The 23,150-nt window shown below is 72.2% G+C and carries 18 protein-coding genes and 1 pseudogene; 10 read left to right on the forward strand and 9 right to left on the reverse strand.

Going from position 1 to position 23,150, the window contains the following annotated elements; genetic code table 11:
• Position 1 precedes the first annotated feature (1 nt).
• Positions 2 to 394 (reverse strand): hypothetical protein, encoded by a 393-nt coding sequence (locus tag HS104_41200; GenBank protein MBE7486376.1) that lies wholly within the window; start codon positions 392 to 394, stop codon positions 2 to 4.
• 112 nt (positions 395 to 506) lie between these two features.
• Between HS104_41200 and HS104_41205 the strand changes: the two are divergent.
• Positions 507 to 845: pseudogene (locus HS104_41205) on the forward strand (3-hydroxyacyl-CoA dehydrogenase).
• Positions 846 to 954: 109 nt separating this feature from the next.
• Positions 955 to 2,253, forward strand: coding sequence for a class II fumarate hydratase (locus HS104_41210; GenBank protein ID MBE7486377.1), 1,299 nt, complete (start codon positions 955 to 957; stop codon positions 2,251 to 2,253).
• Here the strand turns inward: HS104_41210 and HS104_41215 are convergent.
• Together HS104_41215 and HS104_41220 are read right to left on the reverse strand one after the other, a co-directional pair.
• A complete protein-coding gene (locus tag HS104_41215; protein MBE7486378.1) occupies positions 2,250 to 4,460 on the reverse strand; it encodes a copper-translocating P-type ATPase in 2,211 nt (736 codons plus the stop codon). The two genes, HS104_41210 and HS104_41215, sit on opposite strands and share 4 nt — an antisense overlap.
• A gap of 7 nt (positions 4,461 to 4,467) precedes the next feature.
• Positions 4,468 to 4,776, reverse strand: coding sequence for a cupredoxin domain-containing protein (locus tag HS104_41220; protein MBE7486379.1), 309 nt, complete (start codon positions 4,774 to 4,776; stop codon positions 4,468 to 4,470).
• A gap of 196 nt (positions 4,777 to 4,972) precedes the next feature.
• On the opposite strand from HS104_41220, the gene HS104_41225 reads away from it, so the two are divergent.
• From HS104_41225 to HS104_41240, 4 genes are all read left to right on the forward strand, one after another.
• Positions 4,973 to 6,472 carry an ABC-F family ATP-binding cassette domain-containing protein gene (locus tag HS104_41225; GenBank protein ID MBE7486380.1) on the forward strand — a complete coding sequence of 500 codons (1,500 nt, stop codon included), beginning with the start codon at positions 4,973 to 4,975 and terminating at the stop codon, positions 6,470 to 6,472.
• A 232-nt stretch (positions 6,473 to 6,704) separates the two neighbouring features.
• Positions 6,705 to 9,956, forward strand: a complete 3,252-nt coding sequence (locus HS104_41230) for an ATP-dependent Clp protease ATP-binding subunit (GenBank protein MBE7486381.1) — start codon at positions 6,705 to 6,707, stop codon at positions 9,954 to 9,956.
• Positions 9,953 to 13,411 carry an ATP-dependent Clp protease ATP-binding subunit gene (locus tag HS104_41235; protein ID MBE7486382.1) on the forward strand — a complete coding sequence of 1,153 codons (3,459 nt, stop codon included), beginning with the start codon at positions 9,953 to 9,955 and terminating at the stop codon, positions 13,409 to 13,411. The genes HS104_41230 and HS104_41235 overlap by 4 nt, the downstream gene beginning before the upstream one ends.
• On the forward strand, positions 13,408 to 15,657 hold the full coding sequence (locus tag HS104_41240; GenBank protein ID MBE7486383.1) for an ATP-dependent Clp protease ATP-binding subunit: 2,250 nt from the start codon (positions 13,408 to 13,410) through the stop codon (positions 15,655 to 15,657). The genes HS104_41235 and HS104_41240 overlap by 4 nt, the downstream gene beginning before the upstream one ends.
• Positions 15,658 to 15,664: 7 nt before the next feature.
• Here HS104_41240 and HS104_41245 read toward each other — a convergent pair whose 3' ends face one another.
• Genes HS104_41245 through HS104_41255 form a run of 3 tightly spaced genes read right to left on the reverse strand, consistent with a single transcriptional unit; the run spans position 15,665 to position 17,293 of the window.
• A complete protein-coding gene (locus tag HS104_41245; GenBank protein ID MBE7486384.1) occupies positions 15,665 to 16,585 on the reverse strand; it encodes a hypothetical protein in 921 nt (306 codons plus the stop codon).
• Positions 16,522 to 16,833, reverse strand: a complete 312-nt coding sequence (locus HS104_41250) for a hypothetical protein (GenBank protein ID MBE7486385.1) — start codon at positions 16,831 to 16,833, stop codon at positions 16,522 to 16,524. The genes HS104_41245 and HS104_41250 overlap by 64 nt, the downstream gene beginning before the upstream one ends.
• 10 nt (positions 16,834 to 16,843) lie before the next feature.
• Positions 16,844 to 17,293, reverse strand: a complete 450-nt coding sequence (locus tag HS104_41255) for a hypothetical protein (GenBank protein ID MBE7486386.1) — start codon at positions 17,291 to 17,293, stop codon at positions 16,844 to 16,846.
• A 380-nt stretch (positions 17,294 to 17,673) separates the two neighbouring features.
• Between HS104_41255 and HS104_41260 the strand changes: the two genes are divergently transcribed.
• Together HS104_41260 and HS104_41265 are read left to right on the forward strand one after the other, a co-directional pair.
• Positions 17,674 to 17,814, forward strand: coding sequence for a hypothetical protein (locus HS104_41260; protein MBE7486387.1), 141 nt, complete (start codon positions 17,674 to 17,676; stop codon positions 17,812 to 17,814).
• Between the two features lie 13 nt (positions 17,815 to 17,827).
• A complete protein-coding gene (locus tag HS104_41265; GenBank protein ID MBE7486388.1) occupies positions 17,828 to 18,742 on the forward strand; it encodes a hypothetical protein in 915 nt (304 codons plus the stop codon).
• Positions 18,743 to 18,744: 2 nt separating this feature from the next.
• Here HS104_41265 and HS104_41270 read toward each other — a convergent pair whose 3' ends face one another.
• Positions 18,745 to 19,851, reverse strand: coding sequence for a hypothetical protein (locus tag HS104_41270; protein MBE7486389.1), 1,107 nt, complete (start codon positions 19,849 to 19,851; stop codon positions 18,745 to 18,747).
• Between the two features lie 57 nt (positions 19,852 to 19,908).
• Between HS104_41270 and HS104_41275 the strand changes: the two genes are divergently transcribed.
• Entirely contained in the window at positions 19,909 to 20,553 is a 645-nt protein-coding gene (locus HS104_41275) for a thiamine phosphate synthase (protein ID MBE7486390.1), read from the forward strand.
• Positions 20,550 to 21,140 (forward strand): hypothetical protein, encoded by a 591-nt coding sequence (locus HS104_41280; protein MBE7486391.1) that lies wholly within the window; start codon positions 20,550 to 20,552, stop codon positions 21,138 to 21,140. The genes HS104_41275 and HS104_41280 overlap by 4 nt, the downstream gene beginning before the upstream one ends.
• A gap of 2 nt (positions 21,141 to 21,142) precedes the next feature.
• On the opposite strand, the gene HS104_41285 is transcribed toward HS104_41280, so the two are convergent.
• Together HS104_41285 and HS104_41290 are read right to left on the reverse strand one after the other, a co-directional pair.
• Entirely contained in the window at positions 21,143 to 22,120 is a 978-nt protein-coding gene (locus HS104_41285) for a DNA polymerase III subunit delta' (GenBank protein ID MBE7486392.1), read from the reverse strand.
• The gene (locus HS104_41290; GenBank protein ID MBE7486393.1) at positions 22,117 to 22,884 is read right to left on the reverse strand and encodes a DUF882 domain-containing protein; all 768 of its coding nucleotides are present in this window, start codon (positions 22,882 to 22,884) and stop codon (positions 22,117 to 22,119) included. The genes HS104_41285 and HS104_41290 overlap by 4 nt, the downstream gene beginning before the upstream one ends.
• Positions 22,885 to 23,150 lie beyond the last annotated feature (266 nt).

Raw genomic sequence — 23,150 nt, forward strand, 5'->3', positions numbered from 1 at the left:
GTCAGCAGGTGGGGCAGCCGCAGGTCACGCCCTTCACGCCGGACAGGTCGTTGCACTGGTTGAAGATGCCGACGCACACGCTCGGGCCGAAGCAGCCGCAGCTGGCGTCGGCGCCGCAGATCTGCGGCACGTCCACGCAGTGGCGGACGGGCGCCGGCTTCGCGACGTTGGTGACGCAAGCGTATTTCGCGTCGCAGTCGGCGCAGGACGCCACGCTGGCGCACTCGCCCGCCGGCACGCAGTCGCCGGCCCAGCAGGCGCCCTTCACCCGCGGCACCTCGCCTGCCGAGCACTTCGGCGGCATGCCCAGGCACACCACCTTCGAAGAGTCGCACTCGTAGCCCTTCACGCAGCGGCCGGCGACGCAGCTGACCTCCGTGGAGGACACGCCCATCGCCGCGCACTTCTTGGTGGTGCAGGCCATCTTGCAGATGCCGGGGTTCGCGCTGTTCGGCACGCCCTCGCAGGAGCAGCAGTCTTCGAAGACCTTGCAGTCGCTGGCCTCCTTGCACTCCGGCGAGGCCACGCCGCCGGTGCCACCGGCGCCGCCGCCACCCGTGCCGCCGGTCGTGGTGCCCCCGGTGCCTCCAGTAGCGCCGCCAATGCCGCCGGCGCCCCCGGTCGTGGAGCCGCCGCTGCCAGCGGCGCCTCCGCTGGTGCCGCCGCCGCTACCGGCTGCGCCTCCGGTCATGGAGCCGCCGCTGCCCGCCGCGCCGCCGCTGCCCGCTGCGCCGCCGCTGCCGCTCGCGCCGCCGCTGTTCCCGCCGCCGCAGGCGCCCGCGCCGGACGGGCACTCGCCGCCGGTGCCGCCGCTGCTCCCGCCGCCGTCTTCGGACTCACCGCCGCACGACAGCGCCAACGTCGAAGCCAGGATCAGGGAAGCAAAGCCACGCATCGCGAACCTCCGAAATCGGAGCGTACACCATTCTCCCCCGAGCGCCCTAAGCTCCGCGTATGCCGGACCAAGTGCTCTGGGGAGCCGAGACCAAGAAGGCCATCGCGCGCACGCCCATCTCGGGTGAGCCCATTCCCGCCCCGGTCATCCACTGGCTCGGGCGCATCAAGGCCGCGGCGGCGCGCGTGCACGCCGAGCTCGGGGTGCTCGACTCCGAGCGCGCGCGGCGCATCGCCGCGGCGGCGGATCGCGTGGCGAGCGGCGAGCTGGACGACCAGTTCCCCGTGGACGTGTTCCAGACCGGCTCCGGGACCTCGTCCAACATGAACGCGAACGAGGTCATCGCCGCGCTCGCGGGCGCCGACGTGCACCCGAACGACCACGTCAACCTCGGCCAGTCGTCCAACGACGTGTTTCCGTCGGCGGTGCACCTGGCAGCGCTCGAGCGCCTTGAGCGCGGCCTGTTGCCGGCGCTCGAGCGGCTAGCGGCTTCGCTCGGCGCGCAGGCCGAGCGGCACGCGGACGTGGTGAAGGCCGGCCGCACGCACCTGATGGACGCCGTGCCGATGACCCTCGGCCAGGAGCTCGGGGGCTACGCCGCGCAGGTGCGCGAGAGCGTGCGTCGCGTCCGCGCGGTCTTGCCCGGCCTCGCGCAGATCCCGCTCGGCGGCACCGCGGTCGGCACCGGGATGAACGCCCACCCCGAGCTCGGCCAGCGCGTGCGCGCGCGCTTGAGCCACGACTCGGGTCTGGAGGTTCGCGGTCCGGCGAATGCGTTCGAGGCTCAGGGCGCCCGCGACGGGTTGGTCGAGGCGTCGGGGGCGCTGCGCTCGGTGGCCGTCTCGCTCGGCAAGGTCGCCAACGACCTCAGGCTGCTCGGGTCCGGTCCACGCACGGGGCTCGGGGAGATCCGGCTGCCCGAGCTTCAGAAGGGAAGCTCGGTGATGCCGGGCAAGGTGAACCCCGTCGTCGTCGAGATCGTGACGCAGGTCGCGGCGCAGGTCATCGGCAACGACCAGGTCGTCGCGGTCGCGGGGCTCCAGGGTCAGCTCGAGCTCAACGCCTTCGTGCCGGTGATGGCGCGAAACCTGCTCCAGTCCATCGAGCTCCTGACCCGCGCCGCCAGCACCTTCGCCGCAGACTGCGTGGACGGGCTGGAAGTGGACGTCGAGCGCTGCACGGCCAACGCCGAGCTGACGCTCGCGACGGCAGCGGCATTGAATCCGGTCGTCGGCTACGAGCGCGCGGAGGCCATCGTGCGCGAAGCCTCCCGGAGCGGGCGAACGCTCCGGGAGGTGGCGCTTCAGATGGGGGTGCCCGAAGAGGCGGTGGAGCGGGCGCTCGGACCGCGAGGTTAGAGCTTCACGCCGCGCAGGCGGAGCGCGTTGCCGATCACCGAGACGGAGCTCAGCGCCATCGCTGCGCTGGCGATCATCGGAGAGAGCAGCAGGCCGAAGAGCGGGTACGCGATGCCGGCTGCGATGGGCACTCCGAGCACGTTGTAGACGAAAGCGAAGAACAGGTTCTGCCGGATGTTCTTCATCACGGCGCGAGAGAGGTTCCGCGCCCGGACGATGCCGGACAGGTCGCCCTTCACCAGCGTGACGCTGGCGCTCTCGATCGCGACGTCCGTGCCCGTGCCCATGGCGATGCCGACGTCGGCGCGCGCCAGGGCAGGGGCGTCGTTGGCGCCGTCTCCCGCCATGGCGACGACGCGTCCTTCTCGGCGCAGGAGCGCGATGACGTCGCCCTTCTGATCGGGCAGCACGCCGGCGAAGACCTCTCGGATCCCGAGCTCGTCGGCGACGGCCTGCGCGGTCGTGTGGGTGTCCCCCGTCAGCATCACGATGCGCAGGCCCGCGTCGGACAGCGCGCGCAGCGCTCCGGGGGTCGTCGGCTTGACTGGATCGTGGATCGAGAGGATGCCGGCCAGGGCTCCGCGGATGGCGACGAAGACCACGGTGTGCCCGGTCCGGGCCAGGCGTTCGGCGTCTGCGGCCAGCGGCCGGGTGTCCACGCCGAGCTCGTCGAGCAGGCCGCGATTGCCGACGACGACCTCCACGCCGCCCACGCGGCCGGTGATCCCCTTGCCGGTGACGGCGCGGAAGGCGCCCACGGCCGGCACCACGATGCCGCGCCGGGCCGCACCGGCCAGCACCGCCGCCGCGAGCGGGTGCTCGCTGGCCTTCTCCAGCGCGGCCGCCGCCCCGAGCAGTGTGTCCTCGTCCACGCCCCGAGCAGTCACCACGTGTGCCAGCGCCGGCTTGCCCTCGGTGAGCGTGCCGGTCTTGTCCAAGACCAGCGTGTCGACCTTCTCCAGACGCTCCAGCGCCTCGGCGTTCCGGATCAACACGCCCGCCTGCGCGCCGCGTCCGGTCCCGACCATCACCGACATCGGCGTCGCGAGCCCCAGCGCGCAGGGGCACGCGATGATCAGCACGGCGACGGCGTTCACCAGCGCGTAGGCCAGGCGGGGCTCCGGACCGACCGAGCCCCAGACGATGGCGGTGAAGGCCGCGATCAGGATCACGGCCGGCACGAACCAGGAGGAGACGAGATCGGCGAGTCGCTGGATCGGCGCGCGGCTGCGCTGCGCCTCGCTCACCATGGTCACGATGCGCGACAACAGCGTCTCGGCGCCGACGCGCTCCGCAGTCATCACGAACGAGCCGTTCGTGTTCAAGGTGCCGGCGGTGGCTGGCGAGCCGTCGGTCTTCTCCACCGGGATGGGCTCCCCCGTGATCATCGACTCGTCCACGCTGCTGTGGCCGAAGAGCACGCGGCCGTCCACCGGCACCTTCTCGCCGGGGCGTACCCGTAGTTGGTCGCCGACCTGAACGGACTCGAGCGGGATGTCGAGCTCGGTGCCGTCTTCGAGGATGCGCCGCGCGGTCTTCGGAGCGAGCCCCAGGAGCGCGCGGATGGCCCCGGAGGTCGCGCTGCGGGCCCGGAGCTCGAGCACCTGGCCGAGCAGGACCAGCGTCACGATGACCGAGGCGGCCTCGAAGTACACCGGCGGGCCGCCCCCGTGGGACATGGCGTGCGGCAGCAGGCCGGGGAAGAGCAGGGCGAACACGCTGAACCCGAACGCGGCGGCGGTGCCCAGCGCGATCAGGGTGAACATGTTCAGACGTCGGTTCACCAGCGAAGCCCAGCCCCGCTGGAAGAACGGCGCACCTCCCCACAGCACGGCCGGCGCGGAGAGGACGAGCTGGATCCACGCGCTGGTGTGGGGCGAGATCAGCATCGGCACGGGCAGGAGGTCCGACATGGCCAGCAAGAAGGTCGGCAGCGTGAGGGCGAAGCTGACCCAGAACCTCCTGCTCATCTCCCGGAGCTCGGGGCTGTCGTCCGGCGCCTCCCCGGAGAGCGGCGACTCGGGCTCGAGGTCCATGCCGCAGATCGGGCAGATCCCCGGCCCATCCTGACGGATCTCGGGGTCCATCGGGCAGACGTAGAGGACACCCGGAGCCCGGACGATGGGTCCGGACTCCGGCGCGTTTTCGAGCTCTGGGTAGTGGTGGGCGGTGTGCATGGACTGCTGACGCGCGCCCCTCCCGTGCATTACGCGGTCACGTCACCTCCAGCGTTCCGCGCAGCATGTTCATGCCGCAGGTGAACGGGTAGCTGCCCGGGGCGAGCTCCGGCAGCTCGATGGAGACCTCTTCCCCCTGCGGCAGCTCGGCCGAAAGTCCCAGGCTCGGGAACACCAGCTCGCGACTGCACGGCGACGCTTCCCGGCGCACGAAGCGCAAGCTGGCGCGCTGGCCGCTCCGGAGCTGGATGCGGTTCGGGTGGTAGCCGCGAGCGACGGTCACTTCGACGTCCTGGTTGGGGGTTGGGGTCGTGCTCTTGGCGATCCATTCACGAAGCTTGATCATCTCGAACCTCCTTTGGTCCGAGAGGGCTGACGGCGTTCTGGCCGGCGCATTACGCCACGCCTTCCGCAGCCGCACGCTTGGTGCTATGTGTGGTGCGTCCCGCTCACCCGGGACCTCAATGACCGCTCCTCGCTGAACCCGCCGTCCGAACGCCGAGCCCTGCCGGCGTTCCCGTGTTCTGCCTTGGAGGTCCCGCGTGCCAAGACTGTGCTGCGATCGACTGACGTTCGGTTTTTCCGAGACGTCACCCCTGTTCGAGAACGTCTCTTTCGTGTTGCCCGCCGGCCTGACCGGGCTCGTGGGTGAGAACGGCGCGGGCAAGACCAGCTTGCTCCGCCTGATGAGCGCAGAGCTCCGCCCCACGTCCGGCACGCTCAGGCTCGAGCCGCCGGGCGCCTGCGTGCGCGTCGTGCCGCAGGAGGTCGAGGAGCTCTCGGCAGAGGTGGACGCGTTTGCCCGGGACTCGGGCCGTGTGGCGGCACGGCTCAAGCAGCTCTTGGAGCTCGAGGAGCTCGAACGCTGGCCCACCCTGAGCCCCGGCGAGCGCAAGCGCTGGCAGGTGGGCGCCGCGCTCGCCGCCGAACCCGAGCTGCTCCTGCTCGACGAGCCCACCAACCACCTGGACGCCGACGCGCGGCGCTGGCTCGTGCGCGCGCTCCGGAGCTTCCGGGGCATCGGCCTGATCGTGTCGCACGACCGCGAGCTGCTCGACGCGCTCACGACGCGGACCTTGCGCCTCGCGCGGGGCGGCCTGGTGCTCTACCGGGGCGCCTACAGCGCGGCGCGGGAGCAGTGGGAGGCCGAGGCGCGGGCCTTCGCGGCGGAGCGCGAGGCCGGCAAGCTCCGGGTGCGACAGCTCGCCCGCGAGCTCGAGTCCGCGCGCAGCGCTCAGCGGGCGGCGTCGCGCGAGCGCAACGCGGGACGGCGCATGAAGAGCCGCCACGACTCGGACGCGCGTTCGGCGCTGGCGCAGACGCGCGCGGACTGGGGGGACAAGGCCCACGGCCGCCACGTCGAGGTCGCGCGAGCGGCGCTCGAGCGCGCGGAGGCCGGCGTCGGCTCCGGCGCGGCGCTCGCGACGCTGGGCGGGAGCGTCTTCGCCCGTTACGAGCGGGCTCCGAAGCCAGTCATCGCGGTGCGCGAGGCCGGTCCGCTTCGGGCGGGCGAACGGCTCTTGTGTGAGGTGCCGGCGCTGCTCCTGCGACGCGACGATCGTATCTGGATCTCCGGCTCGAACGGCGCGGGCAAGACCACGCTCCTCCGCGAGCTGGTCGCCGGGATGGACCCAAGGCGCGTGCTCTACCTGCCCCAAGAGCTCGGCGCGGACGCGGAGAGCGCCGCCCTCGCGGAGCTGCGCGCGTTGCCGCCGGAGCAGCGCGGGCGCGTGCTCTCGGTGGTCGGCGCGCTCGGCGTCGATCCGGAGCGCTTGCTCCGCTCCGAGCGCCCCTCGCCCGGAGAGGCGCGCAAGCTCCGCATCGCCACCGGTCTGGGTCGCCATGCCTGGGCGTTGGTCCTGGACGAGCCCACGAACCACCTGGACTTGCCGTCCATCGAGCGGCTGGAGGCGGCGCTCGCCGAGTTCCCCGGCGCGCTGCTCCTGGTCAGTCACGACGCCGCGCTCGCCGAGCGCACGACTCGAAGTTGCTGGCACCTCGCCGCCTCTCGGCTCAGCGTTCGTGACAGCGTGGCGCGATGACTCGGGGGGCCTCGGTCGCGCTCGCGGCGGCCTGCCGTCAGGGCCTCTGCGTGCCCGCCCTGTCCAACGCCTGCGGAGGCTGACGGCTGTCGAAAATTGACGCCGGCGAAGCCGGCCCGCGTGGGGTGGGGCCCCAACGAATTCACTTCGTTGGGTCGGGGAGGCGCGTGCCTCCCCGACGAAAGAGTGAAAGAGCTGTCGATTTTTCGACAGCTCTTGAGAAGCTTCGAACGTGCCCGCCCCCAGCGTCCAGCCTCTGGTGGTCATCCGCGACAACGACGCCGGGTTCGTGTCGGCGTTTCCGGCCTCGGCGCCCCGCTGGGTCGCCCACGCGGACGATCGCGACGGCGCGCTCGAGGAGCTGGTGCTCTTCTTGGGGGAGAAGCTCGCGAACCTGTCGAGCGACGCGCTGCGCCGGCACCTGCTCTCCGAGCCCGCCGAGCTCGGCGCGGTCGCCGTGACGCTCCCCCGCAAGGGCCCGCTGCGCCGCGCCGAGTCGATTCGTGTCGAGCTGCCGGTCGTCTTGCTGGAAGCCGCGGCCGCCGGCGCCGAGTGGGCGCTGCTCCCGGCGCTCGACCACGTGGTGTACGTGCCGGGCAAGCGTCCGCCCGAGCTCGCCGAGGTCGTGGGCCGCGAGGTCACTCGGCTGGTCGCCGCGCGAGATCCGACGGGTGCCGAGTGGCTGGATCTCCTCCCGCAGGGCGAGCTCGAGCTCGTGCGCCCGAGCATCGAGCTCACCCCGGACGACGACGAGGCGGGCGGCACGTCGGAGCGTGCGCTGAAGAAGAAGCGGAAGCGAGCGCAGAAGCTCTTGGAGAGCATCGGCCGCAGGCTCGAGCGCCCGCGCTTCCCTCTGGTGCATCGCGAGCTCGGTCCGCTCGTGGCGGCGCTCGGTGACGAGGAGCGCCAGAGCGCCGTGCTGATCGGCGAGCCGGGCGCCGGGAAGTCCGCGCTGTTTCGCGCGGCCGTCGCGGCGAGCGCCGCCACGGCCTACGCCACCTCCGGCGCGGAGATGGTCGCCGGGCAGAGCTTCGTCGGCCAGCTCGAACAGCGCGTGGCGGAGGTGATGGCGGCGGTCGAGCTCCTCGACGCGGTGCTGTACTTCGAGGAGCTGGACGACCTCTTCGCGGGGCGCCCGGGCGGCTACGAGGACATGGCGACCACCATGCTCCGCTACGTCGAGCGCGGACGCGTGCGCCTGTTCGGCGAGCTCACGCCGAGCCGGTACGACCAGCTCTCGCACCGCCAGGTCGGGTTCTTCGCTCACCTCGGGCGTTTTCAGGTCGCGGCGCTCGATCGCAAGCAGACGCTGGCGCTGCTCGTCGCGCGCGAGAGCCGCCTCGAGCCGGCGGCGGCCGAACAGATCGTCGAGCTCACCGAGCGCTACGAGCCCTCGCGGGCGCTGCCGGGCAAGGCAGTCGCGCTGCTCGACGAGATCTTGGCGGTCGAGCTCGGCGAGGAGCCCATCAGCCGCGACCGGGTGCTGGCCCGCTACTCCGCTCGCACCGGCGTCCCGGAGCTGCTCCTGCGCGACGAGCGGAGCCTGGCCTTGGAGGACGTCGAGCGCCGCTTCAAGGCGCAGCTCATCGGGCAGGAGCGCGCCATCCGCCGCGTGGCCGAGACGCTCGCCATGGTCAAGGCCGGGCTTCAGCCCCAGGGCCGCCCACTGGCGCAGTTCCTGTTCGTCGGCCCGACCGGCGTGGGCAAGACCGAGCTGGCGAAGGTGCTGGCGCAGCTCCTGTTCGGCTCGGCGGAGCGCCTGTGTCGCTTCGACATGAGCGAATACGCCGATCCCTTCGCGGCGGAGCGCCTGATCCGCGGGACCGATCGCGACGACGGCGTGCTGACGCGAAGGATCCGCGAGCAGCCCTTCAGCGTGCTCCTGTTCGACGAGATCGAGAAGGCGGATCCGGCGGTGTTCGACCTCTTGCTCCAGGTGTTGGGTGAAGGGCGCCTGAGCGACGCGCGCGGGCGCCTGGCTCACTTTGCCAACTCCATCATCATCATGACCAGCAACCTGGGCGCGCAGCACCAGCGTCCGCGTGTGGGCTTCGGCGACGCCGAGCAAGACGACGAGGCGCACTACACGGCGCGGGCTCGGGAGCACTTCCGTCCGGAGTTTCTGAATCGCCTGGACAAGATCGTCTGCTTCGCCTCCCTCGACCGCGAGCAGATGAGCCGGGTCGCCAAGGTGGCGCTCGAGCGCATCCGGGCGCGGGAAGGCTTCGAGGAGCGCGCGGTGCGCCTCGAGGTCTCCGAGCGCGCCCTCGACCGGCTGGCGACCGAAGGCTTCTCGAGCAGCTACGGCGCGCGCGGGCTCCGGCGCCACTTGGAGCAGTACCTGGTGGCGCCGGTGGCGGCGCTCTTGTCGGCGCACGGCTCGGCCGCGGATGGACAGCTCGTCCGCGTTCGCGACGCCGCCGAGTCGATGGAGGTCGAAGCGCTGCGGGTGCAGCTGAGAGAGCCCGGCCTGGGGCGCTTGCTCGGAGCCGAGGAGCGGGCGGGTCTCGCCTTCGAGCTCTGGGCTCGGCCGGCGCGCCGGCAGAGAGACGGCGCGAGCGGCGCGCTGCGGATCGCGTCCCTCCGGCGCGAGGCGGAGCGCTGGCTCGCGCTGCCACCCATCGCCGCGCTGAGCGAGCGATTGGCCGAGATCCAGGCGGAGCTCGGCCTGCTCTCGGGCGGCAAGCGACAGCGCCGGCGCGCGCCACGGGGAGCCGCGCTCGGCGAGCTCAGCGCCGAGCACGCCCGGCTCTCGGCGCTCTACGAGCCGCTCGGGACGCACGCCGGCGAGCTCCGCGACGTCGAAGCGCTGGCGGTCAGCTCCCTCGACGACGCCGCGCCGCCGGATCTCTTGGTGCCCGACGCCGAGCAGGCCCACGCCCGGCTGAAGCAGGCGCTCGGGCACGCGCTGATTCAAGCGAGCGACCAGCATGAAGTGACGCTGGGGCTGTACGAGCTCGGCGCGGAGCACGTGCTCACGCGCTTCCTCCTGCCGCTGGGGCGCTGGCTGGAGAAGCGCGGCTTCGAAGCCAGGCTCCACCTCGATCGCGGCGAGCGCAGCGACGTGGCGGACTGGCCGAGCGAGAAGGAGCGGCGCTTCGGCCCTCCGCGCAGCCTGGGCTTCTTCACCGAGCAGGGCGCAACCGCGGCGCGCGCGCTCCTTTCGCTGCGGGGCCAGGGCGCCGGTGCGCTGCTCGGCCTGGCCCGCGGTCGCTGGCGCTGGGAGCTCGAGGGCGGACCGGCCGATCTCTGGGTCAGGGTCATCTGTCCGCGCTTCACCCTCGGCACGGACGACTGGACCGCGGTCGGGCACGCCGTCGATCTCGAGGTCGGCCGCCGCACGCCGGTCCGGGTGGCCCTCCACGTCGCCGAGCGCCGGCTGGTCTTCGATGGAACCCACGGGCACGACGACGTGGATCCCGACGACCTCTTCGCGCGCTGGCCCGACATGGTCTTCGAGGAGCTGGTGGCGGAGGCGTCATGAGCGTGCAGGCTTCACTCAGCATCTACCAGGCCAAGCACGGCAACCTGATCCGGATGACGCCGGTGTGCCCGGGACTGTTCGAGTGGACCACGCTGTCGCGAGACGCCGGCAAGGCGAAGGAGCGCTGCGTCGAGCGCGCGCGTCGCGAGGCGGAGAGGCTCGAGCCGGCGTTGTTCTCGCGGCTCTCGGTGCCAGCGGGCCGCAAGCTCGAGCGCGTGTACGGCGAGCTGAAGCTCAGCCACGAGGGCGAGAAACGCCACTTGGCCGGCTGGTTCCCGGTGGTGACCGAGCTCCGCCGGAGCGGCGCCGACGCGGAGCTCCGGATCGCGTACCACCCGCTCTCGCCGCGGCACTGGTTCGCCGTCGATCCAGACGGCGACTTCGGCGCGCAGGTGCTCGAGGCCTACGCCCGGGTGCTCGACCCGAGCGCCGAGCTGGATCTCTTCAAGTCGAACGGCAGCGACAAGCTCGTCACCGCGCGCTTCGACGTGAGCCCGCAGAGCCTGCTCTCCCTGCTCGCGCCCAAGCCCGACCCGAACGAAGCGCTGGGCGTCGGCGCGTCGGCCCGCCTCGAGGAGCTCTTGCGCGTCAGCGTCAACCACACCGCCCGCGCCGCGGAGGGGCGCCTGCACACCGGCCTTCCGCGGAGCGGGCTGCGCCAGCGCCTGGCCGAGCTGCTCTCGGGCTCGTCACCGGCGCCGGTGCTCGTGGTGGGCCCGCCTGGCTCGGGCAAGTCCACGCTGATCGCGCAGGCCGTGGCCGACCTGCTCGAGGCCGACGACTTCCCGTTCCACCGGAACCTCGACCGCTGCCACGTGGTGATGGGGATCCGGGGCCGGCACCTGATCGCGGGCATGTCCTACGTCGGGCAGTGGGAAGCCCGAGCCGTGGCGCTGCTCGAGCGGGCCAAGAAGAAGCGCTGGATCTTGAACGTGGACGACGTGTGCGCCTGGGGCAACATCGGGCGCACCGTCGGCAGCGAGCGCTCGCTGGCGGACTTCTTCCGCGGCCCGCTGGCCCGGAGGGAGCTCGGCTTCGTCGGCGAGTGCACGCCGGCAGAGCTGAGCGTCCTGGAGCACGAGGCTCCGGGCTTCGCCAGCGTGTTCACCCGCGTGACGGTGGAGCCGGTCCCGGCCTCGGCGGCGCTCTCGATGCTGCTTCACGAGAGCCGGCGCCTGGAACGCCAGCACGAGCTCGAGATCGATCCCAGGGCGTACCGGCGCATCCTCGACCTGGGGCAGGCGCTGTCGAGCGGCAGCGAGCCCGGGCGCTCGTTGTCGGCGCTCTCGGGCCTGGTCAAGAGCTTCGCCGCTCGGGCCGGCGCCGACGAGTCGGAGGCGCCGCGCCAGATCTCGCCGGACGACGTCGTCGCCTGGTTCTCGCGCCAGACTGGCCTGCCCGACCTCCTCTTGAGCTCCGATCCGCCGCTCTCGGCGGAGACGCTCCGGCGCGAGCTCGGCCAGCAGATCATGGGCCAGCCGGTCGCGCTCGACGCCGCGGTCGATCTGGTGCTGTCGCTTCGGGCGGGCATCACCGCGCGCGGGCGACCCTACGGGGTCTACCTCTTCACCGGTCCGACCGGCACTGGCAAGACGGAGCTGGCGAAGTGCATCGCCGAGTACCTGTACGGCGACACGCGGCGCCTGTGTCGCTTCGACATGGGCGAGCATGGCGGGGCGGACGCCGTGAGCCGGCTCATCGGCGATCGCTTCTCGCCGGAGGGCACCTTGACCCGAGCGGTGCGCGCGCAGCCGTTCTCGGTGCTCCTGTTCGACGAGATCGAGAAGGCGCACCCGGCCGTCCTGAACCTGATGCTCCAGGTGTTCGACGACGGGCGCTTGACCGACGCGCGCGGCACGGTCGCGGACTTCTCCCACTCCGTCATCGTCTTGACCAGCAACCTGGGCTCCGGCAAGCGCAGCGTGCGCGGCTTCCTGGACGACCCGGGCGGCACCGCGACGGACGTGGCCCGCGCGGTGCGCGAGTTCTTCCCGCCCGAGCTGTTCAACCGCATCGATCGCGTCGTGCCCTTCGAGCCCCTCGATCGGGCCGCCGCCAAGGACATCGCGCGGAAGGAGCTGGCGAAGCTCGCGGCTCGGCCCGGCCTGTCCGAGCGCAACGTGTTCGTGCGCTACACCGACGCCGTCGTCGAGAGCGTGGTGAGCCAGGGTTACAGCGTCGAATACGGCGCTCGCTCGCTCAAGCGCCACATCGACCGCCACGTCGGCGACGAGCTCGGTCGAGCGGTGACGCGGGAGCGCTCCGCCGAGATGCGCCTGTTCTGGCTGTACCGGCAGGGCGGGAGCGTGAAGGTGCACGCAGAGGCGCTGCGCGAGGCGGACGCCGTGGAGCTCGCCCCGGGGCTCGTCGAGGGCCTGTTCGGCGCCGGCCCGAGCCAGCTCTCGGCGCGCCTGGTCGACGCGCTCCCGATGCTGCGCGAGCTACGGGGCTCGTCGCAGCTTGGGGAGATCCAGGCGGACATCAGCCGCGAGCTCGGGGAGCTCCGCCTCGGCGACGGGACGCGCGCCGATCAGGTGTTCAACCTGGACGCGCTCGCGGCCCACGTCTCGCGCCTCGTCAGCCGGCTCGAGCGCCGCACCTCCGCCGACGAGCACCTGCAGGCGCACGCGCGGCTGGACAAGCGGCGCGCCGGCGAGGAGCTGACGGGGGAGGACTACACCACGCTGGCCGACGCCTTCGGCAAGCTCCGGCAAGCGAGGAATCAGCGCGAGCGCCTGGCGCCCCGGCGAACGAGCCTCTCGAACCGGCAGAGCCGCCAGCTGCTCTCCGATCTCGCGGAGCTGGGCTTCTTGGAGCGCCTGATCGCGAGCCGCGGTCGCCCGGATCGCCACGCCGTGCGCCTCGATCTCACGCGGCTCGCCGCCCACCACGAGAGCCGGCGCTTCTCCCGCGGCAACCCGGGGCTGCTCGAGTGGCTCGCGCGGGCGTACGCGGGCGCGCGTGGCGAGCTCGAGAGCGCCGCCGCGCGCTACGAGGACGGGTCCGAGCGGGCCGCCGCCAGCCGACACGAGCTCCACGCGCTGCTCGAGTCCCGGCCGCGCCAGCTCTCGCTCCGCGTCGTCGGCCCGGGCGTGAGCGACTTCTTCGAAGGGGAGCGCGGCTGCCACGTGCGTCGCGCCGAGGGTGCTGGACCGGAGATCGTGCGCGTCTCCGTCGTCCCCGGGGGCGGCGCGCCGCGCGAGCTCTTGGCGGAGCACGCCGCTCGGGCCCGAGCCTTCGAGCGCGCGCTCGAAGGCGACGGACCGCTGCCGGAGAACCCGGAGTCGATCTTGCCGGTGGTGCGCAGCGTGCGCTGGTCGCCGGTCGAGGGCCGCCCGAGCGTGGCGACCGTGCTCGACTACCGGCTGGCCCACGTGGTGAGCGCGCGCGTGCGCGAGCTCGGGGACGCGCTCTCCGAGCTCTGGCTCCTGGGCATGGCGGTGAGCGAAGCATGAGCGGCCGCCGCTCCCTCCGGATCTGGCTCTCCCTGGATCGGAGCGGGCTCGTGTCCGCGCGCCTGATCCCTCGCGGATCGACCTTTCGAGCCTTCGTCGCCGCGGCCGAGCGCGAGGAGGGCGCCCTCGCCGAGCTCGAGCTCGGGCTCTCTCGTGCATTGGAAGAGGACGGTGACGTGCTCGAGCCGTTCTGGTGGACCGAAGAGCTCCGCACCGGGCAGGTGGTGGTCGAGGTGCGACCGCAGACGCTGGCGGGCAAGCGCCCGGTGATCGGCAAAGAGCGCATCCCGATCACCTTCGGCTATGCCTGGGCCGAGCTCGCCGGGGACGGCGCCGGCTACTTCGTGAGCGTGCCGCGCTTCGGCTGGTCCTTCGTGCTCGAGGACCTCGGCATGGCCGCCGAGGTGCTGCGCCAGACGCTCAGCGCCGATCTGGCCGGTGAGAGCGCGCGCTCCGTGTTCGAGTTCCGCGAGGTGAAGGACGAGCGCGTGCTCGAGTGGGCGCCGAAGAGGCTCGGCGGGAAGGGCCCGCCCAAGGATCCGCTGGCGGGCTACTTCGACACGCTTCGGGCCGTGGCCGAGGACTGGACGGCGCTCGCACGCGCCGGCAAGCTCGGGGCTCACTTCGGATCCGTGGCGAGCGCGAGCCTGGACGCGCTGCTCGGACGCGGAACGAAGCCCTCGTTGCTCCTGATCGGACCGGCAGGGGTCGGCAAGACGGCGTGGGTCAAGGAGCTCGCGCGCCGCATGCCACGCTCCGGCGACGCCCTCTCGGAGACCCGAGTCTGGTCCACCAGCGCCGACCGCATCATGGCCGGCATGCAGTACCTGGGCATGTGGGAGCAGCGCTGCCTCGATCTGATCGCCGAGCTCGCCGGGGAGGGGCACTTCCTGCACGTCGATCACCTGGTCGGTCTGACCCGCGTGCGCAGCAACGCTTCTTCCATCGCGGATCTGTTCGCGCCGGCGCTCGAGAGCGGGGAGATCGCGCTGGTCGCGGAGTGCAGCGAGAGCGAGCTGGGGGAGCTCTCGGCGACGGCGCCGCGCCTGCTCTCGTGCTTCCAGCTCGTGCACCTCGCCCCGCCCACCCCCGAGTGGATGGCGCGCACCATCCACGAGCGCGCGACGCGCACCGGCAGCCCCTGGCGCTTCGGCGACGAGGCGACCCGGCGCCTGCTCCGGCACCTGACCTTGTTCCGTCGCGACCACGCCTTTCCGGGCAAGGCCTTCGCGTTCCTGGACTGGCTCGATCGCGAGCGCCCGAGCGCTCCGAGAGAGCTCACGCTCCGGGACACGGATCGGCAGTTCTGCCGCTGGTCGGGCCTACCGGAGCGCATCGTGAGCGACGACGAGCGTGGCGACCCCGAGGCGCTGGCGGACGTGCTGCGGGAGCGCGTGGTGGGTCAGGACGCCGCCTGCGCGGCGGCTGCGCGTGTGCTCTCGCGGTTCAAGGCCGGCATCCAGGACCCGGACAAACCCATGGGCAGTCTGCTCTTCGTCGGGCCCACCGGCGTGGGCAAGACGGAGCTGGCAAAGGAGCTCGCGCGCTTCATGTTCGGCAGCCCGACGCGGATGGTGCGCCTGGACATGAGCGAGTATCTGCTCGCCCACTCGGTCACGCGGCTGCTCTCGGACCAGCGCGGCACCGACAGCCTGGCCCAGCGCATCAGTCGCGAGCCGCTCTCGCTGGTGCTGCTCGACGAGATCGAGAAGGCCCACCCGGCGGTCTTCGACGTGCTGCTCGGCGCGCTCGGCGAAGGCCGCCTCACCACCGAGAGCGGGCGCCTGGTCGATCTCAGCATGACCTTGATCGTGATGACGAGCAACCTGGGCGCGGACGCGGTCCACCTGGGCTTCGGCGCGAAGGAGGCGGACGCGGAGGACGCCCGGGCGGCCGTGCGCGCGCACTTCCGGCCGGAGCTGATCAATCGTCTGGACGAGATCGTCGCGTTCCAGGCCCTCTCACCCCAGGCGCTGCGTCGGATCGTGTCACTGGAGCTCGGGGCCGCGGCCGCGCGCGAGGGGCTCGTGCGCCGGAACCTCACGCTGTCCGTCGCGCCGGAGGTCGAAGCACACCTGGCGGAGCTGGGTTACGACCCGAAGTACGGCGCGCGCCCCCTGAAGCGCGTGATCGAGGAGCAGGTGATCACGCCCATCGCCGTCGAGATCGCGCGGCGCCCCAAGCTCGCGAACGCCCGGCTCCGGCTGGAGCTCCGCGGGGGGGCCATTCAGCTTCAGATAGGCTGACGAAGATTCACCAGCGCGAACGAATCCTCCGCACCACCAACCCCAGGACGCCCAGGAGCGCCCCGAGGCCCGCGTGCGACTCGCTCGAGCGCGGCGCGCGACAGCCGCAGCCGCCTTCCTCCGCGGGGACCAAGGTGGTGTTCTGCCCGCTCGAGCTGCCGCCTGCGCCGCCGCTCGCCGTGCCGATGCCGCCGTCGGACCAGCCCTCTTCGTCGATGCCGTCGGAGCCCGCCACACCGGCCGCACCGGCGCTCCCCGCCGCGCCAGCGGCACCGGCGCTGCCGCCGCTGCCGGCGTTCGCCTCCGCGTCGCCGGCGTCGTTGCTGCCCGCGTCGGTACCGCCGCTGCCGCCGCTGCCGCCGCTGCCGGTGGTCGGCGGCGGGCCATACAGCTCGTCGATGGCGTCGAGATCGCCGGTGGTCAACACCCACTCGTGGTCGATGCTGCCCCCGGCCTTGGTCAGGAGCACGGCCTTGCCGCCGACGCGACAGCTCGAGAGATCGCGATACGTTCGGTAGTGCATCACGCTCTTGGTGTTGTACTTCACGAGGGGCGCGCAGTCGGAGCACAGGGCGAACTGGTATTTGCAGTTGGCGGTGTTCACGATGTTGCCCGAGAGCACCTGGATGTAGCTCCCGCGATCCTTGCGCCGGTGCTCGTGCTCGAGCCCGAGCACGTGGCCGAGCTCGTGGCGCGTGACCGTCAGGTACTCCGGATCGCGCAGGTAGAGCTTGGAGACGGTGCCCGCCTTGTAGCCCACGAACTCCACGCGGGGGCTGCCCTCGCTGACCAGCACGTACGCCGTGTCGCTGCTGGTGGCGGGCTCGAAGCGCACGCGCTGGGCGGTCTTGGTCTGCCACTCCTTCATCGCCGACAGGAGTCGGCTCTTGGTGGTGGCGCCCACACTGGAGCCGATCTTGTAGGGCACGCGCCCCTTGGGCCAGATGCGGTGCTGCCGGTGCTGGTGAGCGGGCTGCCGAGGCCCAGCGGGCTCGAGCCGGGCAGCGCGCTCTCCTCGGCCTCCTCCATCACGCACGGCTCGTCGATGCGGTCGCAGTCCGGATCGTCCGCCGGACAGACCGCGCCCTGGTCGTCGGCCGCCGGCTCGGGCGCTTCCGCTGCGCACCCCGCCGCTGCCCAAGCGAGCCAGAGCAAGCAGAGGACCGAGCGTCGCATCTCGGAAATGTTACTTGCTTCCGGGCTTCCGGTCGACCGACTTCTCCTCGATCTGCACGGCGAGCGTGCAGGGTTTGGTGAGGAAGAGCTTGTGTTGCAGCTTGTGCTTGATGACGCAGATCGGCACGGTGCCCTGATCGCTGCCGTCCGGCGCGCTGATCTCGATGCGCCCGCCCGGCCTGAGCGTGGCCTGGAACTTCGCGGTCCCGCCCGGCACGTTGTCGCAGGCGCTGACCAGGTCGTTCATGGTCTGCTCGGCCTTCTTCCTCTCCAGCTTGGCCGGGCACTCGCCCAGCATCACCGAGCCCTCGACCACCGCCACCTTCGGCCCGGCCGCTTCCGGGGCCGGGCTCGCCGTGGGCGCCGCGGCGGGCTTCGGCTCGGCGCCGCGCGCACAGGCGAGCAAGGGAAGGGAGCAGAGGAGCGAAGCAACCGGGACGCGCAGCACGGAGCGGAGCATGCCACATCTGACGAGATGCTCGCGGAACTTCCGCGAGCCGGCGCTGTCCCGAGGCCTTCGGGTCGAAGGTTCGAACGCGGGAGAGTGCTCATGCTGCCCAGATCGGGTGAAGGCATTGGTTTGTCCGGCGAGGCCGGGTGCATCACCACGGCGATGCGCGCCGCTTCGCTCCGCGGGCCGCGCTGCCTGCGGGTCGCGCTGGCTCGCGCAGGCCGCATCGAGGAGGAACGCTTGTTCCGCGAGCGCGCCGAGGTCAGCGTCGGACTCGGTGAGGGCGCGACCTTCGTCATCGACGCGCCCGGGCTCGGGGCGCAGACACCGGTGTTCGTGCGTCGCAAACGCGGCTACGCGCTCCTGGACCCGGAGGCGAGGTCCAGAACGTGGTCACGTCGGCGTCCGGTACGCTGCCGCCCAGCGTGGCGGCGTGCGTCGCGGCGCGCACGCTCGACGTCTCCTTCCGCCCGCCGGCGGGGGGCGCCGCGGTGATCGTGGTTCCGGTGACGTTCGTCCTTCAGCGCTGATAGACTGCGGCGCATGCGCGCGCGCTCGGTCTTCTCGGTCACTTTGCTCATCCTCGGGGGATTCCTCGGCTGCTCGAGCGGAACGAGCCCCGGCCCGGGCTCATCGAGCCCCATCCCGCTGGAGGACTTCCCGAACGTCTACGCCGACGCGCTGTGCGACAACCTGGCGAGCTGCTGCACCCAGAGCGGTTACACCTACGACGCGAACGAGTGCAAGGCCACGGTGAAGGGCTTCGTCGGCTTGTTCGGCGGCTTGGTCGACAAAGGCACCGTGAAGTACGACGCCAGCGCGGCCGGCGCGTGTATGAGCCAAGTTCCGGCCTACGCCAAGGGCTGCCTGCAGGGCAGCCTCGCCTCGGCCGCTTGCGACAGCGTCTTCGTCGGCACCGTGCCCGAAGGCGGCGCCTGCACCCAGAGCTCGGAGTGCGTCGAGCCTCCCGGCGGGGGCGCGGACTGCGATCAAGGCAAGTGCGTTCCGGAGAAGCGCGGTGTCGCGGGCGACGCCTGCGGCTGGACCTGCACCGAGCAAGGCAGCTCGACCTCGTGCTCCGGCACCAGCGGCGACTCGAACACGCGCTGCTTCACCAACGACGGATTGTACTGCGAGTCGACCAGCAACACCTGCAAGCAGCGCATCGCGATCGGTGGCAGCGGGTGCGACTGGGAGGAGTCCTGCGTGGACGGAGCGTTCTGTCAGAGTCAGGTCTGCACGGCGCAGAAGGCGGTGGGTGAGGCGTGCGTCAACGACGACGAGTGCACGTCGAGCGCGTACTGCGACCAGACCTGCCTGACCAAGAAGCCGCTGGGCGCGAGCTGCACGGACGACTTCGCCGACGAGGAGTGCGCCGACGGCGCCTGCGAAGGCGGCAAGTGCGCGAAGGGCTCGAACGACTCCCTGGGCTTCTTCTGCGACGGCTCGGGCCCCTGAGGTCAGGGGGCCTTCTTCGAGACTCTCACCCGGTTGAGCGAGCGCTTTTGCAGGAAAGGGTGCTCGCCGGTGCGGATGCGCACGGTGGCGGGCGCGCGCGACACGACTCGGCCGACGAAGGAGTCGATGTTCCAATCGTCGCCGGTCTCCGTGGCGTCGTAGCGCGCGTGCACCAGGTAGAGCCCCGGGCTGCCGAACGTGCCGGTGGGGCAGAGCTCGACCAGGCGGCTCACCACCGAGATCGAGCCGCCCGGCCCCAGGCGCGTGAAGGCCTGGCGGTCCGGTGAGCGCGAGTCCGGCTGCGGATCGCAGGTGACGAGCCCGTCGGGGCGCATCACCTCGAAGCTGACGAGCTCGCGGCGGAAGTAGACGGTCTGGGCGTGCTTGCTGCGATTCTGAAGCGTGAGCTGCACCGTCGCGGAGCGCTCGGCTTGCGCGTCGGAGCCCTGGGCCATCTTGATCACCAGGGGGCTCTCTTCGCTCGCCTTCTTGTCGGCCTCGATCCGCGTGCGCGACCACTCCGCGTAGTCGCTCTTCAGCGCGAAGGGCTCACCCGCGAGCTCCTTCACGCCAGCTTCGTCGTCGGGCTTGGCCTTGCCCTTGGGCGGCGCCGGGAGCGCGGCGAAGGGCGCGTCCTGCTTCGGCGTCTCCTCGACGCGTTTGCCGCCTCGCCAGACCGTCTTCTTCTTTTCGGGCCAGCCGAACCGGGGCGTCACCACGGCCCCGGGCACCAGCTGCCACTGCCCGCCGGCGGAGAAGCAGTAGAGGCGGGGGTCGAAGTGCTGCTCGACCCCTTCGCCGGGCTCGAGCACGACCAACGTGCGCTTGTCCGGCTTGCTCGGGTAGAGCTCGTCCGGCAAGCGGCAGGTCTCCTTCTTCTTCTTGCTCGGGACCAGGACGTCGAGTCGGAGCAGACGCGGATCGGCGGCGAGCACCGCCGGCTCGCTGCCGGTGTTCGCGATGCTGAGCGACCACGGGCGGCCCGGCCCCCGCTCGCTGACCCTGAGCTCGAGCTTCGGTGGCGCGCTTGCTTCGGCCTTCTCCTCGGCCGCGGCGGCACCGGCGGAGAGGAGCGCGGCGGAGCACAGCCAGAGGGAGCGGCGGGACATCCCCATGGGTTACCAAAGCCAGGCCGCCACGCCAACCCGGGGCTATGCTGGGCGCTCATGCGCGGCCTGTACGCCATCGTGGACACCCAGAGCCTCGCGCGGCTGGGCCTTGGGGTGCTCGAGCTCGCGGACGCGGTGCTGGCCGCGCGCCCCGCGCTGCTCCAGCTCCGCGCCAAGGCGCTGGGCGCCCGCGACACGCTCGAGCTCTTGCGAGCCCTCGCCGGCCGCTGCCGCGCTCGCGGCGTGCCGCTCTTCGCCAACGACCGTCCCGATCTCGCGCTGCTCGCCGGCTGCGACGGCGTCCACGTGGGTCAGAGCGATCTCCTCGTCACGGACGTGCGTGCGTTCGCGCCATCACTGAAGGTCGGCGTCTCGTGTCACGACGCTGCCGAGCTCGAGGACGCGCTCGCGCTGGGGCCCGACTACGTGGCGTTCGGTCCGGTGTTCGCCACCGCGTCGAAGGAGAATCCGGATCCGGTGGTCGGTGTGGACGGGCTCGCGCGCGCGGCGGCGCGGGTGCGCGCCGCGGGGTTGCCCCTGGTGGCCATCGGCGGCATCGGGCTCGACACCGCTCGGGCGGTGGCTGCGCACGCGGAGCTGGGCGCGGTCATCGGCGCGCTCTTGCCGGGCCCCGGCCAGTCGCTCGCGGACGTGACGCTCAGGGCTCGAGAGCTGCACGCGCGCCTCGGGGGCGAGTCATGAGCTTGATCCTCACCGCGCTGCTGGTCGGTGGCGGCGCCGTGGTCGCGGGCCTCGCCACGCGCTACGCGGTGAAGCGCGGCGAGCGAGCCCCTGCTCCGCCGGCGCCGGTGCCGCCGCCACCGTCGCCGCTCGCTCGAGCGGGCTTCGAGCTCGAGCTCGGCGACGTGGTCGAGGTGCTCGGGCGCGAGCTGTGGCTGGAGGAGGCCTGGCTCCTCAGCGAGGGCGCCGACGCGGTCGCGGCGCTGTTCGCAGCCCGCGAGGCGACGCTGGTCGTGCTGCCTCCACCCGCCAGCACGCTCTACGTGCTCGACGAGATCGAGCTCGGCCTGCCGGAGGAGCCGCCGACCTGCCTCGAGTCGCGGGGCGTGCGCTTCGAGCGCCTGCGCCGGCTGCCGGTGTCCGTCCAGCCGGTGGGCAAGTCGGTGCCGCTGCCGTGGGACGAGGGCTTGCTCTCGGAGTACCGGGGCCTCGGCGGCGACGCGCTCTGGGTGCTCGGGCGCGGCAGCCGGAGCCGCGTCTGGCAGGGCCGCTCGGTCCACGCCTCGGACATCGTGCGCTGGGGCGGAGGCATGAAGACCCTCGAGTGAGCTCAGGCTCGCCTGAGGCGCGCGACCATCGCCTCGAGCGCCAGCGTGGGCTGCACGTTGCGCTCGATCTCGGCCAGCGTGCCCAGCACCACGGCGTGGCGGTGCGCGGCGCGCTCGGCAGCGTCGGGGTCGCCCTCGATGGCGCGCCTCGCGTCCTCGGCCAGTGCTTGGGCGAAGAAGCCGAGCTGCTCGCGGACGGCGTCGCGGCTCTCGCCGCGGCTCTGCCCCAGGGCGATGGCCTCCGCCAGATCCGGCGCGTCGAGGGCGGCGCGGGCGGCGGCCAGGAACTCGTCGCGCTCGCGCATCGCCTCGGGGTCGGCGAGATCGAAGGCGAGCTCCGCGCTGCCTTGAGCCAGCAGAGCGGCGCTCGCCGGCAAGCCGCGGGCCTGGCACAGCTCGGCGACGACCTCGTCGGGGAGCGGTCCGAAACGCAGCGCGAGCGTGCGTGAGCGCACGGTGTCGAGCAGGCGGCGCGGGCGGCTGGTGAGCAGCACGAAGTGCGTCCGCTCCGCTGGCTCCTCCAGCGTCTTCAACATCGCGTTGGCGGCCTGCTGCGTCAGCTCGTCCGCGTCCCGCACGATGAACACGATCGCGCGCCCTTCGTGAGGGCGGTAGCCGGCGCGCCCGAGCACGACCTTGCGGATCTGCTCGACGCTGATGCCCGTGGCTTCGCTCACCCCGCTGCCGAGCAGCGAGCCGTAGAGGCCGCGGCCGACCAGCACGACGTCCGGGTGGAGCGGCACTCGCGGCTCTTCTTCGGCCAAGGTCACCGCGCGGTGGCACGCCGAGCACTTGCCGCAGGCGAGCGGCGACGGCGCCTCGCACACCAGCGACTGCGCCAGCGCGAACGCCGCCAGCTCCTTGCCCACGCCGGGCGGGCCCTCGAAGCGATAGGCGTGGTGCACCTTGCCGGCGGCGAGCGCGCGGGTCAGCGTCTCGACCGCCGTGGGCTGGCCCAGGATGGCGGAGAACCCGCTCACTCGCCGTTGCCCCAGCTGAGCGCGCCGCTCTCGACGACCCCCGGCCAGGCGTCGACGTAGCGCGAGGGCTGACCCGGCTCCGAGACGTCGATCCAGACGGCGTGGCCCGTCCCCGGGGGGCGCACGTCCACGTGCAAGAACTTGTTGTTCGGGTAGAAGCCGCAGCCCACGTCCTTGAGCGTGCGGCACACGCGCATCACGGCCTCGTTCGCCACCCCCATGACGAACAGGTCCAGCGCGCGGCCCTTCTTGTGGAAGCTGCCGTGTCCGTCGCGCCGATAGCCGCTGATCACGTAGATGGGGCGACCGGGGAAGGCCTCGGACAAGCGCGCCACGACCCAGAGCAGGCGCGGATCGAGCAGGCGCACGTTCGGCACCCACTCGCCGAGCGCCTCGCTCTCGGCCAACGGCTCGAGCGGCAGCGGCAGCTCGGGGCGCTCCACTCCGGGGGGACGCGCCACCACGCTCAGGCGATCGAGCGCGTCGAGTGCGACCGATCCGTCGCACTCGAGCAAGTTGAAGCTGTCGTGCTCGCCGCCGTAGCGCGCCAAGCTCACGCTGTACGGCCGCTGCCAGGGCTGACAGCGCTGCGTGCGCGCCGCACTGACGAACACCGCGTCGGCGCTGGGCGGCTTTCCGAGCTGCCACGCGGGCAGGAGCTCGGCGCCGGGCAGCTCCGGCAGCGCGAGCTCGCGCACGGAATCGAGCTCGAGCTCGAGCCCGAGCGCCGCCGGCGCCTCCGGGCTCGGCTGCCAGGCGCTCAGGCTCCAGTCGAGCCGCGGCGGCGAGGTCCAGGTCGCTGGACCGAAGCGGCCGGAGTAGAACGCCCGCCACTCGCCCTGCCGCTCCACCCAGGGCTCGACGTAGCGCCGGAGCAAGCCGAGATCTTGCTGCGCGGTCATCCGCACCTCGACCAGCCCGGCCCATGGGCTGTCGCTCAAGACCGGACGGGGCGGCTTCGCCGGCCGGGGCAACGCCGCGGCGCTCAGCGCAAAGCAGAGCGCGCCGGCGAAGCTCGCGAGGCGGAGGG

The organism is Polyangiaceae bacterium (assembly GCA_015075635.1).
Lineage (GTDB): Bacteria > Myxococcota_A > Polyangia > Polyangiales > Polyangiaceae > JADJKB01.

Excerpts from the sequence above, each read along its gene's own strand:
- HS104_41220 (MBE7486379.1), bottom strand. The coding sequence starts at position 4,776 with ATGATCAAGCTTCGTGAATGGATCGCCAAGAGCACGACCCCAACCCCC.
- HS104_41275 (MBE7486390.1), top strand. The coding sequence starts at position 19,909 with ATGCGCGGCCTGTACGCCATCGTGGACACCCAGAGCCTCGCGCGGCTG.
- HS104_41210 (MBE7486377.1), top strand. The coding sequence starts at position 955 with ATGCCGGACCAAGTGCTCTGGGGAGCCGAGACCAAGAAGGCCATCGCG.
- HS104_41250 (MBE7486385.1), bottom strand. The coding sequence starts at position 16,833 with ATGCGACGCTCGGTCCTCTGCTTGCTCTGGCTCGCTTGGGCAGCGGCG.
- HS104_41235 (MBE7486382.1), top strand. The coding sequence starts at position 9,953 with ATGAGCGTGCAGGCTTCACTCAGCATCTACCAGGCCAAGCACGGCAAC.
- HS104_41215 (MBE7486378.1), bottom strand. The coding sequence starts at position 4,460 with ATGCACGGGAGGGGCGCGCGTCAGCAGTCCATGCACACCGCCCACCAC.
- HS104_41270 (MBE7486389.1), bottom strand. The coding sequence starts at position 19,851 with ATGTCCCGCCGCTCCCTCTGGCTGTGCTCCGCCGCGCTCCTCTCCGCC.
- HS104_41265 (MBE7486388.1), top strand. The coding sequence starts at position 17,828 with ATGCGCGCGCGCTCGGTCTTCTCGGTCACTTTGCTCATCCTCGGGGGA.
- HS104_41280 (MBE7486391.1), top strand. The coding sequence starts at position 20,550 with ATGAGCTTGATCCTCACCGCGCTGCTGGTCGGTGGCGGCGCCGTGGTC.
- HS104_41240 (MBE7486383.1), top strand. The coding sequence starts at position 13,408 with ATGAGCGGCCGCCGCTCCCTCCGGATCTGGCTCTCCCTGGATCGGAGC.
- HS104_41200 (MBE7486376.1), bottom strand. The coding sequence starts at position 394 with ATGGGCGTGTCCTCCACGGAGGTCAGCTGCGTCGCCGGCCGCTGCGTG.
- HS104_41255 (MBE7486386.1), bottom strand. The coding sequence starts at position 17,293 with ATGCTCCGCTCCGTGCTGCGCGTCCCGGTTGCTTCGCTCCTCTGCTCC.